A 16144-nucleotide genomic window follows, 5' to 3' on the forward strand; every position below is an offset into this window, starting at 1 on the left:
AACCCTTTACGATAACAATCCCTGCCGATTATCCCCTGTCGGGATGCAGGCATTCGGCTTATGACTCAGACGATCAGGCCCGTGTAGAAAAACGGTACCCGGTTCCCCTGACAGTCTGCACCAGACGCTCATACTCATTGCCCAGCGCCTTACGCAGCCGGCGGATGTGAACGTCAACCGTGCGTTCTTCCACGTAGACATTACCGCCCCAGACATGATCAAGCAACTGGCCCCGGGTATAGGCGCGTTCCTGGTGGGTCATGAAGAACTGGAGCAGACGGTATTCGGTCGGACCCATCTCTGAGGGATTGCCGTCAATGGTCACCCGGTGACTGACAGGATCCATCGTCACCCCTTCCACCACGATCGGCTCATTCTGGTCAGCGGTACCGGCGCGGCGAAGAACCGCTTTCAGGCGCGCCACCAGTTCACGGGGAGAGAAAGGCTTGGTGATGTAATCATCTGCCGTCTCTAACCCCTGGATCTTGTTGTCTTCCTCACACTTGGCGGTCAGCATGATAACGGGGATATCGGCGGTCAGCTCATCCCGTTTCAGGCGGCGGGCAAATTCGATACCACTGCCACCGGGCAGCATCCAGTCGAGCAGGATGAGGTCAGGCCGCTGGTCAACAATAATGCCATGAGCATCGGTGCAGTTTTCCGCTTCCAGACAATGGTAACCAGCCATCTCCAGCGCCACCATGATCATTTCGCGAATAGGTGCTTCGTCGTCCACGATCAGAATATTGTTGCCTGTCATTACCCTGTCCCGTCTCCCTGTCGCTGGCTCTGAATCGCCAGATATTTAGTAGGGATTACACCGGCTGAATGTTACAGACAAATGACAGCCAGCTGAAAACGTAGTCATCAGACTAAACGGTGCATTTCTACCCACTGATCAGGTAGTTACCGAAAATACCGGCAAAGATTGTCATACCCACCCAGTGATTGCTCAGAAATGCCTTGAAGCAGCCGTCCCGATCACGGGTGCACGTCAGCCGGTACTGATACAAAAACAACCCGGCGGCACCCATCAGACCCAGGTAGTAGAACCAACCCAGTGACAGCTTCGCTCCGACAAAGAGTAGCCCCACTAATGCCAGTGTCTGCAGTACAGCATTAATCAGCGTATCCAGCTCACCGAAAAGAATGGCCGTTGATTTAATGCCGATGCGCAGATCATCATCTCGATCCACCATGGCATACTGGGTATCGTAGGCCACCGTCCAGAGTAAATTGGCCGTAAACAGCAACCAGGTAATCGCCGTCAGCTCATCGGTCTGGGCCGCCCACGCCATCGGGATCGACCAGCCAAAGGCCGCACCCAACACCACCTGGGGAAGGTGTGTATGCCGCTTCATGAAGGGATAGATCACTGCCAGTCCCAATGCGCCAAACGATAAGCCGATCGTCAGCGGATTGGTAAACAGCACTAGGATAAAGGAGACCAGCACCAGCCCGGCAAACAGGGCCAGCACCTCTTTCTCGGCGATTTTCCCGGTGACGATCGGTCGCATGCAGGTGCGCTTCACATGACCATCAAACCGACGATCGGCATAATCATTGATGACACAACCGGCACTGCGCATAAGCACAACGCCCATAACAAAAATCGCCAGCACACCGAGATTCGGCACACCTTCTGCCGATAGCCAGAGCGACCAGAGCGTCGGCCACAGCAACAGTAACGTGCCTATGGGCTTGTCCAGGCGCATGAGACGGATAAAGTCTTCGAGGCGAGGAAAATAGCGGGTAAGCGTCGCCTTCATGGGTCCCCTGAATTTGTACATTATTTCCGCCGCAGTCTAAAAGCCCTCACGGCGGGCTGCAACCGTTTAGGAATCCGGCAGGAAAAACTCGCTGACCAGCAGGGGTTGGTTCGACAGGTAAAAGACCGAGCGCCGTCCCCAGGCCACCTGATCAGCATAATCGAAGGGCAGACAGCTATTAAACGTCCGGGCAGCCAATGCGGAAACTTCGATCTCACCACGCTTGAGATTAGGGTCGGCAAACAAGACCTCACCCAACGGCCGGTCTTTCAACTGGAGCAGACACCGGTTACGTCCCTGCAGTGACGTCACAGGCAGAATACTACGGGCAAATACCTTGGGCTGGTCGTTACAGATCAACAGTACTTCCCGAATACTGGCACGGGTACGGTCATGGAGCTCCAGGACCTGACGCTCGTCCAGCTTTGGAATCCCCCAGTCATGCCGCAGCACCTCAACCCGGAAAGTACCGGGAAAATCCTGTTGAAGCTTCAGGGTCAACGACCCCCTGTGCAGCAGCCAGGGACGCCATTCCTCCGGCGTGGTCAGTGCCTGCGCCGGTCGCCAGTCCTGACCTGAGAGACAACATGAAGACATGGTATTTATCGTTCCTAGAGTTAGCGCGGAGCATGCGCTATCACCCGGCCTGATGCAACCCAGAAACGAGCCAGAATACATTGAATAAAAACGGTACACCCTGCCAGTCAAATCCGAGGGAACCACGTACACATTTTGTGGTCTTACTAAGACAGACGGCTGTAATCAGTCCCTTTGGGACGCCAGCCAGATATTTCCCAGGATGGAGATTAAAACCTCAATGGACACACTATTTCACCGCTATTCATTATCAATCCTGCTGTCACTTAGCCTGCTAATTTCCTCGTTTGTTGCCGCCCAAAGCATCGATGATGCTCAGGCACTTCAGGTCATAGGAGGACAGCCGGTTGCCGATGACAGCCAGCCCTGGCAAGTCTCTCTGCAGGACATGGGACAGCACTTCTGTGGTGGTTCCCTGGTCGCGCCCCAGTGGGTAATGACAGCAGCCCACTGCATGGAAGATTATGATAACGACCCGGCTACCCTGGAAAGCCTGGACATACGGGTTGGCGTCACGGATTTATCTGATACCTCACAGGGCGTTTATGCAGAAGCTGTCGCCATCTTTGTGCCAACCTGGTGGGAAGGTGAAGGGGACATCGCCCTGATCAAATTGAAAGAACCCATCACGGATATTCCTTACCTGCCGCCCGCTGACGAACGCACCATGCGGGAATCCGGCTACGATGGCGCAATGGCCACCGTTTCCGGCTGGGGCGTCACGGATGAGGAAAGCGCGGGCCTACCCAATGTGATGCATACAGTGAACGTGCCCATTGCCCCCTGGTACTTTTGCGCCATGTTTAACAGTGAGAATGGTGATCTTTCCGAGAACGAAATCTGTGCGGGCTATATCGATGGCGGCAAGGATGCCTGCTATGGCGACAGCGGCGGTCCGTTGATCATCAAACATCGCGGTCGCGCGGTTCAGGCAGGTATCGTTTCCTGGGGCAGTGGGTGTGGACAGCCTTACAAGTACGGTGTCTATTCCAGGGTGGCGTCGTTCTCTGACTGGCTACGGAGCACCATCCGCACGAACAGCGATTAAAGCGAAACGATATCACTGGATACAACGAGAGCCCTGGCTACCTGACAGACAAAGAAATACCCCGCACAGGGCGAGGTTCCAGGCTCACTTATTGTTGTTATTTCTGTTAGCGCCTGCTTGTTATTCGCTAAGTGGGCTCACTCAGGATCTGATGTCTTTCAAGCATCAGAGAGTCTCCCCTTCTGGCTTCCCCCTCACAGGCTTGAGCTTATTTTACGTATTTTCCGAATACACATAACTGACACACCTCAAAGCACTGGCTTGCCAATATCCGGATAATGAAAGGTTTATATTCAATAAGCCCTATCACCCTGTTCTCCAAAGCAACCTTCCATAGCAGAGCTCTCCGCCTGATCGCTTATCGCCTCCGCTCAACAGCCATTTTTCTGATAACTGTTATTTATGACCATGATTGAGATTATTGCTTTGTCTCTCCGGTAAAAACTTATTAAAAATACCCCTACTCAGAAATCAACGCTGATCTCCCGACTACGACTGGAGGCAACTGGGATTCTGGATCTGGCTCGTTTTTGCGGAGGATTGCATGATGCCACCACAAACCATTACACATTCACGTTTCAGCATGGCGGGAAAAACCGCACTGGTCGCCGAGGGCGGCGGTATGCGTGGTGTTTTTACGGCAGGTGTACTGGATGCATTCCTGGTGAATAACTACAATCCGTTTAACCTGTATATTGGCTGCTCAGCCGGTGCACTGAACCTCTCGTCCTATATTGCCGGGCAATACCGTCACGGCTACCACACGATTGCTGATTTCACGACGCGTCCGGAGTTTTACAACTGGAGTCGTTTTCTCCGGGGCGGTCATGCCATTGACCTGGACTGGCTCTGGGAAGCCACTGACCGGGAGAACCCCTTACGGATCGACACTGCCGCCCGCCAGCTCGGCAATCGGGAATTTCTGATTGGCGCCAGCCATGCCAGAGCAGGTGAAGCGACCTACCATCACGCGGTTCCCTCCAGCTGGCAGCAACTGCTGAAGGCATCTTGCGCCATTCCGGGGCTATACCGGACACCGGTCATGCTTCACGGGCAACCCTATGTCGATGGCGGTGTTGCGGACCCGATCCCCGTTCGTGAAGCCTGGTTACGGGGCGCTCGCCGTATCATTGTCATTCGCACCCACAGTCACACTTATCGAGAGCACCGCAGCTGGCGTGATCATATGGCACTGCTGTTGTTGCGACACCAACCCGCCGTCGCAGACATGATCATGAAGCTGGAGCAACGCTATAACCTGGCCTGTGAATTTATTGAGCATCCGCCGCAGGGTATTGAAGTGATCGAAATCGCACCAACCACTGAATTGGCAACCCCTATGCTGAGCCGTAACCAGACAACACTGGCTCAGGATTATCATGCGGGTTGTGAAGCCGGTATGCACTTTCTGTATCAGCAGGGCATTTGCCAGCACTGTCTGGCCGCCTGATCGTATCCAGCCCATCCAGGACTTTGCTCACGGCTAACATTTAGCCATACGCCTCGGTAAATCATGGCTACCCTTGCTCTACGTGATTGCCAAAAGCGCCTGCTGACATGAATGAGCTCCGCAAAGAGATTGGCCTGCTACAGGGCATCGGTCTGATGTCGACCTCGTTATTGGGTATGGGTATTTTTGTTGTACCGTCTGTAGCGGCCACACTCTCCGGCGAAACCTCTCTGTGGGCCTGGCCAATTCTGATTCTGCTGATCATTCCTGTTGCACTCACGTTTGCCCGCCTTGGGCAGCAGTTTCCGAACGCCGGTGGAGCAGCCTATTTTGTGGGCAGAGCTTATGGTCCGACCTGGGATAAACTGACTGCGGTCTTGTTTCTCAGCGTCATTCCGGTTGCTATTCCTGCAGGGCTGCATATTGCTTCCGGCTTCTGGTACGCCATGTTTGACCTGACGCCCATGGGCGAGCTGTTAATACAACTACTTACCCTGATGCTGATTCTTTTCCTTGGGCTGCTGGGCGCCAGAATCTCCGGCAATGTACAAATTGCCATCGCCCTGATTATTGCGGCACTGGTGGTGGCAATCTGGTACTTCGGCGAACTGACAGTAAAGGACAGTGTTCCCGGTGACTTTGAACTGATGGCCGTCGGCGAGGCCATAGGTGTCATCTTCTGGTGTTTTATCGGGCTCGAAGCCTTTGCCCACATGGGTGAAGAATTCAAATGCCCGGAACGGGATTTCCCCCGGGCCATGGTCATCGGCTTTGTGTTGTCCGGCATTGTCTACTGGGCCTATTCCGCTGCAGTTCTGAAGTTCGGCGCTTATGGTTCGCCTGAGCAGGAAGTGACCTCCATGCCCACCATCCTCTACCAGCTATTTGGTGACAATGCTCGTTATATTGCCGGCGTGGCGGGTTACCTGGCCTCTTTCGCCTCGATCAATATCTACCAGCAGGGCTTTGCCCGACTGGTCTGGGCCCAGGCTCGGCAAGAACGACTACCCGCCCTGCTGCACCGGACATCCGGAAGGGACGTGCCCGCCAATGCCCTGATCACCGTTATCAGCGTCAGTGTGATCAGCACGGTGGCTGCAGCCGTTTTCGCGCTTCCTCTTGATGACCTGATCCGATTCACCAACGGCAATTTCATCATGGTCTATGTGCTCAGCATGGCGGCTGGCTGGAAGGTGTTCCGAGGGTTTGCACGCTGGCTGGCAGGTTTCTCAGTGATCCTGAGTCTGATTCTGCTCAGTATGCTGGGCACTGACTGCTGGTATGTATTGGCTATTTCATGCGCCTACTGGCTGCTGGTTTTCTTTCACCATATTGTCCACAGAGAAAGTCGGTTCAAGAGAAAAATCACTGGAAAACCCTGATCAAAGATCAGCCATAACAATAACCGACCTGTTCGGGAGTAAGAAAACCTTGCAATCGTTTTTTTGTCAAACGCACTCATCATTAACCGCCGTTTGACAGAGAGTATCTTAATGCATTGTTGTACAAACAGATTTACGACAGGCTCTCACCCCTTGGACAATCCACCTGTAAATTTGCCGGAAAGGGGCGATGAATATGAGCTCAGTAGCACTACCAATGCCAATGCCAATGCCAATGCCAATGCCTGTGAGGATAGACCTGCCAATATCAGCCTATTTCATCGGTTCACAACCCTTTGTTGCAGCTGCTTTCTCAACTCTCCCTCGTCCACTGAAACTCCGCAAATGATACCTGATGGGGCAAGCAACTTTTCTGCCTGTTTTCAGGAAATAGATGAATGCGGTCATAACACAGAAGCGATCGCCGCAAAAATCAGTGATCTCTTATCCAAGAATAAAGATTTAAACTTACTGACTAATCATAGAAACAATAATTTAATTATGGAGTTTATAGAGTGCGGAAATCATTCGGCCGCTATGACTTTAATAAATACTCTAATCTCAAGAAAATGGACGGAAACACTAAACTACAGTGCATTAATACAGAGCAATATACAGAATGATACTGCTCTGACATTGGCACTAAAAAACTTTCGCCATGGTTGTGAAGAAAGCATAGGAACATTACTCGCTACCAACTTCCTAGCACAACTGGAAATTCCTGATGACAATAACGATACGCCATTAATGCTTGCAATAAAGCGAGGAGACATCGCCATTATTATACAAATACTTGAAAAGGCGAACTACGGAGCGCAATTATTTCAAGACTTCAATCAGGATGGATTTACGGCATTAATGCTTGCCGTTACACTCGGCCAAATGGATATCGTTAATCTGATTCTCGCGAGCCCTGCATTTACACTCACGCTGTTTCAGCAGGTGAATCCGAAAAATGAGACTGCATTAACATTAGCCACGCACTCCCCATCCATCAGGGAATCATTGCTAGACTATCAACGCGATCCAAAAAACCAAGCAAACATGCCTACTATCAATATGCTGGATCCAATTGCCAGACTGAATACAAACATCAGTGAATGGTCTATACCACGTCACGAAGAACATGTTTTGACTTCCGACAGGGACGTTCCCGCCCCCCCCTCTATTGGCCCCTCGGCCTCAATGCTCGGCGTCGGCGGGTCAATACACAGCACTGAGGCGTCAGTAACGTATAACGCGAACAACTGTTCGCCTGCCAGCGCTCAAGAAGAAATCATGTGATGCCTATGAGGGTACAACTAATTCTCACCCGCAATCACACGCCCAATCCAGTCTGTAAATGAGGCTACCCGGGTATAGACACCAAACATAAAAGGTCTGGCACAACCTGAACCCCAGGAAACAATCCCGGCCTGCACAAAATTATCCTCATGTTTCACTATCAGCGGTGCACCACTATCCCCCTGACAAGCATCCCTCCCCCCGTCTACATAACCCGCACAAAATTCATAATCGGCAATATCATTATCATATGAGAGCTTGCAGTAAGCTTGGGGCACCAGTGGTACTTCAATGGTTTTCAGCGTATCCGGCATGTTGTAATCCCCCTCTCTTGTCATACCCCAGCCAGAAACAGTCGCTAAAACACCGGGGTATCCCGATTCTTCCATCGCCGCATCGTCTGCAAGCGCCAGGTACGGTACATTTAAAACGGGCTTTTCCAGTCTGACCAATGCGATATCCGCTTTATCATCATCAGGGAAATGCACACTCATGGCGCGAGCAGACTTCCCATTGCCCTTACCATAAATTTTTACCGTATTCACCCGAATATCGATCTCTCCCAGAGATTCCTGGGTATAATTATCGAGACAATGTGCAGCAGTCAGAATCCACTGGGGAGCAATGAGGGAACCACCACAGAAGTGCTCTCTGCCATCCTGAAAAGACACCTGCCAAGGCTGTTTGCCATGAGCAACATCCCGCCCACCGATAATCCTTAAATATGATGTATCTTTTGGAAAACTGGCAATGGAAAACTTTGAAAACACCAATAATAAAAACACAGAAAAACACACTGAAACGCCAAAGGACTGCATATATCTCATACTCAACCGTAGAAAAAGCATCAGGAAATGACGTAACAAGAAAGATAAATCAGATTAACAACAAAGCAACCTCTTATAGACAAATCAGAGCAATTAATGAGCTAATGAAAACCATTTCCCCAAGAAACGGAAACACTCAGTTACACATCAGAAAAAACAAATAACAACTACTGTCGTTGAAACCTGCAAATACTCTATTTTATTTTTTTCAAATGCAATATTTCGTTTCATTCCATAGTTATGGTCGAATTCAGTATTTCATCCATTGAATACTGACTCATAATCAACGCTTCTTTCCGCTGACGTGATAACTTCTTGACCCTTATTTCAAGCTTCAGTGCCTCGTGTCGACCCTGCACTGGATACTGATACACCAGCTCAAGCGGCCCACGGCCTCGAAGATAACGGGCACCTTTACCCGCCGAATGCTCACGAAAACGGCGCGCTACGTCTGTTGTTATCCCTGTATAAAGTGTGCCTTTTGCACAGCGAATCATATAGAGATGCCATTCAGCCATGGAGGTGCAGTCCCTTCTCACCACAAACGATTGCGTCAATTACCAACATGACCCGGAACCTGCGACTGATATGCTTGAGCCACACCTCCGGCCATGCGTCGGTGTGAGAACTGTATCATCGTCAGGCTAACAGTGACTACCGGAACCTGGAGAAAACCATGAAGAGATTCCGTGTTTACTACCACCCCGCCCATGGCCACGAAGCGGTTAAACAGGGGTTCTCCTGGCCGGCGCTGTTCTTTGGTGTCTTCTGGACCCTGTTCAAACGACTCTGGAATGTGGCCGCAATACTGTTCGCCATACAGCTGATCCTGCACATGCTGGATCTCCAGGTTCAGCACTCTGGGAGCCTACCGATGGCCCTCCTGATTCTGGCGGGTTCTCTTACCGTGTGGTTATTACCGGCTTTCAAAGGTAATCACTGGCGGGAAAAAACGCTGCAACGAAAAGGCTACAGCCTGGTCAGCGAACTGGACGCACCATCCGCCCGTGAGGCGATTATGCGTTGTGATCAGGATTATCATGGGCAAATGATTGTGTAGTTTCAAACAATAACAACACGTCCAAAGCGCGACGTGTTCTGTATAAGCGTCGCCATGAAAAATAGCTATCTTGTTAGCAAGATAGCCTGACATACATGTAAGACCCAAAATATTTATTTGATCTCCGTTGTCGAATCTCAATAGAGGATTATTGTTCACATTTTATTGACTGGAGTAGATTTATCATGGATTCATTTCCAATTATCAAACCACACACGGCCTCCCGAATCCTGATGAAAGGAAAGCCAGAAGCGGAAAAAACCCATCCAAACTTAGGCTGCATAGAAACCGATAAGTTTGTTAAAGGGTATGTTCTCAGCAGAAACAACCCAACACCTAAAGAATGTTTATTTCAAAGAACAGCCCATGTGACATTTCAAGAAGACTCAATAGAAACAGATTCAAAAGAAACATCCTCAACATTACTATTTCATCAAACAACACATGCACTCAGCAAGCTTAACCCTGCTAACAGGCAACAATCTCTTTTAACACCGGAAGTGTCTCCTAACCATCGTCTTGGAAACATTATTGAGCAAGCCCATAAGGTATTCCATCTTTTTGAAGAACTCACCACTACTATTCTCGACCAAGGTCTTCACACTATACATACCAGTAATACCAGTAGTAGCTTTATGATGTGGCATACTGACAAAGAAGGCCCAGAGGAAGCTCCTCGTTATTCAAGCCCAATCGTTACCTGCTTTTTAGCTGCACTTTCAAATCTGCTTGAAGAGCATGTATACAAGAAAATCCCCCGACATGATGATCGTGAACAATTTTTCAATCTACTGCAGAATGAAATACACAAATCAAATTTAACACAACAACAAAAAGACATATTAAATGAGTTAATTTCAAATGCCGATCAAACTGACAGAGTGCTTTTCAACCTTTCCTGTTTCCCTCAAGCTACTGCCGTAGTCGAACATCATCATGATGAATTTTGTCCTCTACTTGTTGATGACCAACATACAATATTCAGTCGCCATGCAAATGACAATTCACCTTATCATCTAATAAAAATGGCGAACGCCTTTGAGTATGCGTTAAAAGCTGATTTATCTTCCGGGCTACAGGTACATCATCTGCGTGATATTATGGTTAAATTAGGTTTTTCTGCAGACTTTACCAAACCCTCCACAGAAACTTTTGTTCTGAGAGAAGGACATTTTTCAACACAATCTCTTAGTACCTTATTGAATAGAGCAGTATTCGTCACCAATACCCGGGCTCATACTGAAAAATGCATTAATTTTATAAGAAACAATATAACAACTGAAGTTGCGATATTAGCCTCTTCAGATAATGCGTCTTATCTGGAAGCTCAACCTGAAATCAACTGCCAGGCAAGCTTTAAGTTTTCTGACAAGACAACTGAGCTGACACTAAAGCGTATGATACCAGTGAACAATATACTCGAAAGACTCCAAACAATACTTGAAGAGTTTAATAAAGCGGCAATGCGTAACAAAAGAAACCCTGAGCAATTAAGAAGACTCGTTATAAAGACAACAGGTAGCATTTTATCATTACAGCCATTCCCTTCAGGAAATAGAGAGTTAGCAATCATTTTATACACCCTACTCTGCAGGCAAACAGGCATAAGACATGCTAGATTACCAATCTCTCATTATCTTTTGTTACCAGAGAGCGAACTTGAAAAGCTTGAGTCGGCGATGTTACTCAATCCAACAACAGCTCAGCCTTATATAAATACCCAAAACCCACTTACTCCCTTTATAAAATCAGGTAACCCAAGAATGTTAAGAGCATTATTAGATAACGGGCTTTCACATTTGGTTAATACCATGCATGATAACACCATACCATTGATGTACGCTTCTCAAAGAGACAATGTTGATATGATACGTTTGCTTATTGAGCATGGTGCAGATGTAAATCGTCCAATACATGAAACTGTCAGAAGAAATACTGAGGATAAAACTGTTCTACAAGAAGCGTGCCGTCAAAGGACTAGTTTCGAACAAATTGAATTACTTATCAGATCTGGCGCCGAAATAGGTAATGCTTTTGTTGAGTTGAGACAGTACCAAAATCGCCTGACAAATCCTCAACATAGGAGATCTCTGGAACATTACATTCAAAACATGAGCAATGAGATCAGACCTTCATCGATCAGCTAATTTCTGGAGTATTTTTGCCTAAAAGTCATAGTAAACAACACACCCGATGCATCTGGACGGTTATGCCCTGATGCATTTCCTTTATGAAATTCCATGACCAACCGAACAATATAGAGTCCTAGCCCTAAATGTAAGGAGAGGCGTTCACTTCTATCTTGCTGCTGTCGATTATCTCTATGAGTGTTTGATCCATCACGAACAGACACCATGGAATCAAACAACCGCCCCGCCATCGCTTCAGGTAACAGCGGTCCATCATTTTCTACATCGATGCACACAGTATTGCGTTCATGGCGCAGCCGAATCAGGATAGTGCCATCTGAGTGGCAGAAATCCACCGCATTGCTGACCAGTTTGTCCAGCGCCTGAACCACCAGTTCAGGCGCCACCTCGCAATAAACGACAGTGTCTGGCAATTCAATCTGCAATATTGCATCAGGATAAATGCCGCGGTATGCCTCACTCAATTCTTCCAGCATCTGCCGTATATCAACGGTTTCTTTCTCGGCATTGCTGATGCCAGCTTCTAGCCGGGTCGCCTCATTGATGGCCGTCAGTATCGCACTGAGGCGCGCGGCGCCCTGCTCAGCCCGACGCAGATAGACACCAGCCTGCTCACCCAACGGTTCATGGGACAGGTTATCCAGCGATGAACGCAGCACAGCCAGTGGTGTACGCAATTCATGGGAAAGTTTGCTTCCCAGCGAACGCAAATAATCGGTATGTTCCCGCAAACGTCCCAGCAGTCGCTCAAAACTACGCGACAACTGACCTATTTCATCCGACATATGGCTGGCAGGAAAATCATCCCGCACCCGCCCATCAACGCCAAAAGCCTGCTCAGCTGCTCGGTTCAAACGCTGAATACGCAGCGAGAGCCAGCCCGCATAACCCAAAAGCCCGACAACCGTCACCAGCATCGTCAGAAAACTGAGGGAAAAGAGCCGGTTGAACGCACGTCCGGCGAGTAACATGGCTTTTTCGCTGCCCTGTTCGGCCACCAGTGCACCGCCAATGACACCATCCCGGTACAACGGCCATGCTACCACCAGCCTGAGCACGCCATCATCCCGTACCCATTGGCTGGCGGGGCGTCCGGCCAGTGCATCGTTCACCACTGCATTAACCCAGCGCCCCTCACTCCAGTGAGAATGATACTGTGGTAGGCCACCATGGCTCAGGATAAGGTTATAAAGCCATTCGAGCAGCCAGAACATCTCCGGTTCATGCTGCGCGTCATCCTGTTGCGCGCTTTCTTCCACACCGGCCAGCAGCCATCCGGCATTGTTGATAACACCCAGCCTGACACCCGGTTTCAGAAACGCAGACAACGCCTCACGCAGTTGCAGGTCCGGTGTAATCAGCGGGCCAGTCCATTGAACAGCCGGTGCGACCGTGCCTGTCCATTGTTCCGACACGCTGCCATCAGCTGTTTGCGCGGCATCAATCACAGAAAAGCCCAGCCCAGCCCTGGCCATGAGCAATGGCATTGCCAGCTCCAGCTGATAACCGGTCGGTGTATCACGCCAGACGCCACGGATCAGGTTTTCCCGCTGCACTCGGTCACGTCCATTCACTCTCCGAACATAACGCGCCAGTACCGGACCGGGTGCTTCCGTTGCGATGGTATAAGTGACAACCTGACCGTTTTCATCATGCAGTTTCAGCAGGAGACGATCGCCGTTATTCAGGGAAGGCAGGGACGGGTTGTGATAGACAATATTTTCATCTGTCACTTTCCAGAACAGATAGAGGGTTTCATCATTCGTAGCAGCTTTGAAGTTGACCTCAGGACCGAAGGAGGTATTCCTCTCAGAAGGACTCTCAACCCGTTGCCCCGTTATTCCCTGCGCCAGCCAATCTTCATCATAACCATCCAGCATTAGCGGACTCTCCAGCCGCCAGGCATAGACGTGATGGTCAATCGGTGCCGTCACCAGCTCTGGTATCTGCTGGCGGACTTCAAGGCTGGTCGCGATCGTCTGCAGTGACGCTTCAAGCACCTGCGCCTGCGCATCCCGCAGGCTGGCTTCCATATCCCGCACAGACTGGACACCCGCCCAGGGCAATACCAGCACCAGCAGGCTGACCAGCATCAGCTGACGACTGAGTTTCACCGGCAATCCAACCCTGCTGACGGCAGCATCCGATCAGGCCACCTTCCAGCGATAGCCCATGCCATACGCCGTTTCAATGGCCGTAAACCCGGTATCCACTGACTGGAATTTCTTGCGAATCCGTTTGACATGGGAGGTGATGGTATTGTCGTCCAGCACCACCCGGGCAGCATCCATCAATTGCTGACGGTTTTTGACATGACCGGGATGCTGGGCCAGGGCATGCACCATCCAGAATTCCGTCACGGTGAGAGGAATCTCGGCATCAGCCCAGCTGGCCGTAAGGCAATCCATATCCAGCGCCAGCTTGCCCCGCTCCAGTTTATCCGGCTCGCGGTGCGGCTGCTGTAAGGCATCGACCCGACGGAAAAGGGCATTCACCCGGGCCAGTACATGGGCAATGCTGATGTCCTTGGTCAGGTAATCATCGGCACCCAGGCGCAGGCCGGAAATCACGTCCAGCTCATCATCCCGGGCCGTCAGGAAAACAATGGGCAACGTCGGCGCCAGGCTGCGCAGCTCCCGGCAAAGCGCAAAGCCCCCTTCCACATCGTCGCCCAGGCCCACATCAATGACGGCCAGATCCGGCAGCGTCTGGCAAAAGGCCGCCATCGCCGCAGGCCGGTTATCATAGAGGCTGACCTGAAACCCCTGCCGCTGGAAGGCATCCCGATAGTTCTCGGCAATCGCAGGTTCATCTTCGACAATGGCTATGTGGCGGACCATACACTATTCCTGGCTCCCAAAAATTCCGAAGGCCAAGTATCAGCTATTAGCTCAAAGTCATAAAGCCTGAAAATATAAATCTATGTAAGGACGCACACTCTAAAGATGCCAAGAAAACTTAAGATCGTCTCTATAATCAGCGTGACCGAGCTGTAGAACAGAACCATCATATACAGCCGATGTATCAAGCACCAACCAAGAAGAGAAACCACCGTTATCATCCACTCCTGTAATGAAAAAGATGGTTTCATTATGAGAAGGCTCCTATTCAAAGAAAAAGAACATTAAACGAGTGTAGCGTTCTTACCCTTTTAATAGAGATATTTATTTTTGAATTAATCAGAAGGTTAGAGCTGTTCTAATATTTCACTCATTAGATTTTTATCTCTAGGTTGAGCCATCTGAATCGGCGTTCTACCACCGTGATCTTTCATATTAACAACAATTCGACATTGATCAGGAGCTAGTTCAAGCATTTTCTTAACAACATTTGAATGACCCCATTCAATGGCTGAGTGCAACGGTGTTTTAAATTCAACATCACACGCTACCATGGATGCCAAGCCATCGCTATTCAACAGCGCTTCAACGTTTGCTCCGATCCCAACCTTAGCTGCTATGTGGCACGGTGTTCTGCCTATTCGTTTATTGACATCTTCTATTGTGAATATCCGTCCAAGCCTGCCATCCACATACGCAGCCAGCTCTGTTTGCACTGGAGTTTCTTTTACGCCAAGTACAATGGAACGCGCCTGTTTTTTCTCTTCTTCACTAAATCTTTCCAAGTCATATATAGCAAACTTCTCTATAGCCTGGTCCTCTCTCATGCCCTTTGCTACAGCAGACTTAATAGCAATATCTTTTGCTGTAGCTAATACTCGACTATGGAAATTGCCTCCCATACTTTCCCGCAACGGTGTTGCGTTAGTGGCCAGTCTTGCCATACCTGATTCACTAGAGTAGTGCATCTTTTCTACATGCTCTTTTAGTGTTTTACTCCCTCTTTGCGTCGTTTGTGCATTAGGCCTTCCGCCCTTGCTCAACAACAAGTTTGTCATCTTACCGCCATCATTAATAGCTGCAGCAAGGTGCAACGGCGTAGCATCAAATTCGCTGATATTATAGGCACCTCGACAATCAGGGTTTGCTCCATTCTCTAAAAGAAGCTTCGCGCACTCATAGTTCTTATATTGGAGAGCTTCCCACAATGCTGTTTGATCGTACTCATTCACTGAATTTACGTTAATATTTCCTGTTAATAGCGCAACCTCAATCTTTGCAGTGCGCTCTTCATCTTTGAGTGCACTATTGGAAATAATATTATGAATCGTTGAATCTTTGACCGGAATCGAGACCTGACGCTGAGCTCCCGATACGGAGGGTTGTTGCGCATGCCCAGTTGGTATTCTAGAAAATTTTGCCGCAACTCGAGGACGAGTCGCTATCGTAGCAGTGGAAGTTGTTGAGGTGGAAGTTGTGGCTGTGGAAGTTGTGGCTGTGGAAGTTGTTGGGGTGGAAGTCGTTGGCGTGGAAGGTTGAGTAACAGATTTCATAATGATCTCCTCTATTAAAACAATCTGATGTAAGAGTCTTGAACTCTTAATTATTCCGACCAGAAAATCACACAAAAATTCCATGATTTTACTAAGTAATGTCACTACTGTTAACAAAAGTGTTAAAAGTATCAATATTGGTTAGAAAGTAGTGTGGAGGTTTAGCTAATCACTAGACAAACAA

14 protein-coding genes are annotated in these 16144 nt (G+C 49.3%); 6 read left to right on the plus strand and 8 right to left on the minus strand.

Annotation, left to right across the window (positions count from 1 at the left end):
• Positions 1 to 73: 73 nt before the first annotated feature.
• From phoB to KHS78_RS09000, 3 genes are all read right to left on the minus strand, one after another.
• The gene (gene phoB, locus KHS78_RS08990; RefSeq protein ID WP_211827468.1) at positions 74 to 760 is read right to left on the minus strand and encodes a phosphate regulon transcriptional regulator PhoB; all 687 of its coding nucleotides are present in this window, start codon (positions 758 to 760) and stop codon (positions 74 to 76) included.
• Between the two features lie 127 nt (positions 761 to 887).
• Positions 888 to 1769, minus strand: a complete 882-nt coding sequence (gene ubiA / locus KHS78_RS08995; protein ID WP_211827470.1) for a 4-hydroxybenzoate octaprenyltransferase — start codon at positions 1767 to 1769, stop codon at positions 888 to 890.
• A 66-nt stretch (positions 1770 to 1835) separates the two neighbouring features.
• Entirely contained in the window at positions 1836 to 2366 is a 531-nt protein-coding gene (locus KHS78_RS09000; RefSeq protein WP_211827472.1) for a chorismate--pyruvate lyase family protein, read from the minus strand.
• A gap of 220 nt (positions 2367 to 2586) precedes the next feature.
• Between KHS78_RS09000 and KHS78_RS09005 the strand changes: the two genes are divergently transcribed.
• From KHS78_RS09005 to KHS78_RS09020, 4 genes are all read left to right on the plus strand, one after another.
• Positions 2587 to 3414 carry a S1 family peptidase gene (locus KHS78_RS09005; RefSeq protein ID WP_211827475.1) on the plus strand — a complete coding sequence of 276 codons (828 nt, stop codon included), beginning with the start codon at positions 2587 to 2589 and terminating at the stop codon, positions 3412 to 3414.
• A 544-nt stretch (positions 3415 to 3958) separates the two neighbouring features.
• A complete protein-coding gene (locus KHS78_RS09010) occupies positions 3959 to 4864 on the plus strand; it encodes a patatin-like phospholipase family protein (protein WP_211827477.1) in 906 nt (301 codons plus the stop codon).
• Positions 4865 to 4971: 107 nt separating this feature from the next.
• Positions 4972 to 6246, plus strand: a complete 1275-nt coding sequence (gene yjeH, locus KHS78_RS09015) for an L-methionine/branched-chain amino acid transporter (RefSeq protein WP_211827479.1) — start codon at positions 4972 to 4974, stop codon at positions 6244 to 6246.
• A 153-nt stretch (positions 6247 to 6399) separates the two neighbouring features.
• Positions 6400 to 7530 (plus strand): ankyrin repeat domain-containing protein, encoded by a 1131-nt coding sequence (locus tag KHS78_RS09020; protein ID WP_211827481.1) that lies wholly within the window; start codon positions 6400 to 6402, stop codon positions 7528 to 7530.
• Between the two features lie 17 nt (positions 7531 to 7547).
• On the opposite strand, the gene KHS78_RS09025 is transcribed toward KHS78_RS09020, so the two are convergent.
• Together KHS78_RS09025 and KHS78_RS09030 are read right to left on the minus strand one after the other, a co-directional pair.
• Complete coding sequence (locus KHS78_RS09025; RefSeq protein WP_343216895.1) at positions 7548 to 8378, minus strand: S1 family peptidase; 831 nt, start codon at positions 8376 to 8378, stop codon at positions 7548 to 7550.
• A gap of 206 nt (positions 8379 to 8584) precedes the next feature.
• The gene (locus tag KHS78_RS09030; protein ID WP_211827485.1) at positions 8585 to 8875 is read right to left on the minus strand and encodes a GIY-YIG nuclease family protein; all 291 of its coding nucleotides are present in this window, start codon (positions 8873 to 8875) and stop codon (positions 8585 to 8587) included.
• A gap of 158 nt (positions 8876 to 9033) precedes the next feature.
• Here KHS78_RS09030 and KHS78_RS09035 point away from each other — a divergent pair, with 158 nt between their 5' ends.
• Positions 9034 to 9417, plus strand: coding sequence for a DUF2628 domain-containing protein (locus tag KHS78_RS09035; protein WP_211827487.1), 384 nt, complete (start codon positions 9034 to 9036; stop codon positions 9415 to 9417).
• A 185-nt stretch (positions 9418 to 9602) separates the two neighbouring features.
• Positions 9603 to 11564, plus strand: coding sequence for an ankyrin repeat domain-containing protein (locus tag KHS78_RS09040; RefSeq protein WP_211827489.1), 1962 nt, complete (start codon positions 9603 to 9605; stop codon positions 11562 to 11564).
• On the opposite strand, the gene KHS78_RS22575 is transcribed toward KHS78_RS09040, so the two are convergent.
• The 3 genes from KHS78_RS22575 to KHS78_RS09055 form a co-directional block, all read right to left on the minus strand.
• Positions 11561 to 13681 (minus strand): ATP-binding protein, encoded by a 2121-nt coding sequence (locus KHS78_RS22575; protein WP_211827491.1) that lies wholly within the window; start codon positions 13679 to 13681, stop codon positions 11561 to 11563. The genes KHS78_RS09040 and KHS78_RS22575 overlap by 4 nt on opposite strands.
• 33 nt (positions 13682 to 13714) lie before the next feature.
• On the minus strand, positions 13715 to 14407 hold the full coding sequence (gene pdsR / locus KHS78_RS09050) for a proteobacterial dedicated sortase system response regulator (protein WP_211827492.1): 693 nt from the start codon (positions 14405 to 14407) through the stop codon (positions 13715 to 13717).
• Between the two features lie 347 nt (positions 14408 to 14754).
• On the minus strand, positions 14755 to 15960 hold the full coding sequence (locus tag KHS78_RS09055) for an ankyrin repeat domain-containing protein (RefSeq protein WP_211827495.1): 1206 nt from the start codon (positions 15958 to 15960) through the stop codon (positions 14755 to 14757).
• Positions 15961 to 16144 lie beyond the last annotated feature (184 nt).

This window comes from Kistimonas asteriae, assembly GCF_018263925.1.
Taxonomy (GTDB): Bacteria; Pseudomonadota; Gammaproteobacteria; order Pseudomonadales; family Endozoicomonadaceae; genus Kistimonas; species Kistimonas asteriae.

What these genes read in the sequence shown, in the direction of transcription:
- KHS78_RS09030 (WP_211827485.1), bottom strand. Translation starts at nt 8,875, where the DNA reads ATGGCTGAATGGCATCTCTATATGATTCGCTGTGCAAAAGGCACACTT.
- KHS78_RS09005 (WP_211827475.1), top strand. Translation starts at nt 2,587, where the DNA reads ATGGACACACTATTTCACCGCTATTCATTATCAATCCTGCTGTCACTT.
- KHS78_RS09025 (WP_343216895.1), bottom strand. Translation starts at nt 8,378, where the DNA reads ATGCTTTTTCTACGGTTGAGTATGAGATATATGCAGTCCTTTGGCGTT.
- KHS78_RS09010 (WP_211827477.1), top strand. Translation starts at nt 3,959, where the DNA reads ATGATGCCACCACAAACCATTACACATTCACGTTTCAGCATGGCGGGA.
- KHS78_RS09055 (WP_211827495.1), bottom strand. Translation starts at nt 15,960, where the DNA reads ATGAAATCTGTTACTCAACCTTCCACGCCAACGACTTCCACCCCAACA.
- KHS78_RS09040 (WP_211827489.1), top strand. Translation starts at nt 9,603, where the DNA reads ATGGATTCATTTCCAATTATCAAACCACACACGGCCTCCCGAATCCTG.
- phoB (WP_211827468.1), bottom strand. Translation starts at nt 760, where the DNA reads ATGACAGGCAACAATATTCTGATCGTGGACGACGAAGCACCTATTCGC.
- ubiA (WP_211827470.1), bottom strand. Translation starts at nt 1,769, where the DNA reads ATGAAGGCGACGCTTACCCGCTATTTTCCTCGCCTCGAAGACTTTATC.
- pdsR (WP_211827492.1), bottom strand. Translation starts at nt 14,407, where the DNA reads ATGGTCCGCCACATAGCCATTGTCGAAGATGAACCTGCGATTGCCGAG.
- KHS78_RS09035 (WP_211827487.1), top strand. Translation starts at nt 9,034, where the DNA reads ATGAAGAGATTCCGTGTTTACTACCACCCCGCCCATGGCCACGAAGCG.
- yjeH (WP_211827479.1), top strand. Translation starts at nt 4,972, where the DNA reads ATGAATGAGCTCCGCAAAGAGATTGGCCTGCTACAGGGCATCGGTCTG.
- KHS78_RS09000 (WP_211827472.1), bottom strand. Translation starts at nt 2,366, where the DNA reads ATGTCTTCATGTTGTCTCTCAGGTCAGGACTGGCGACCGGCGCAGGCA.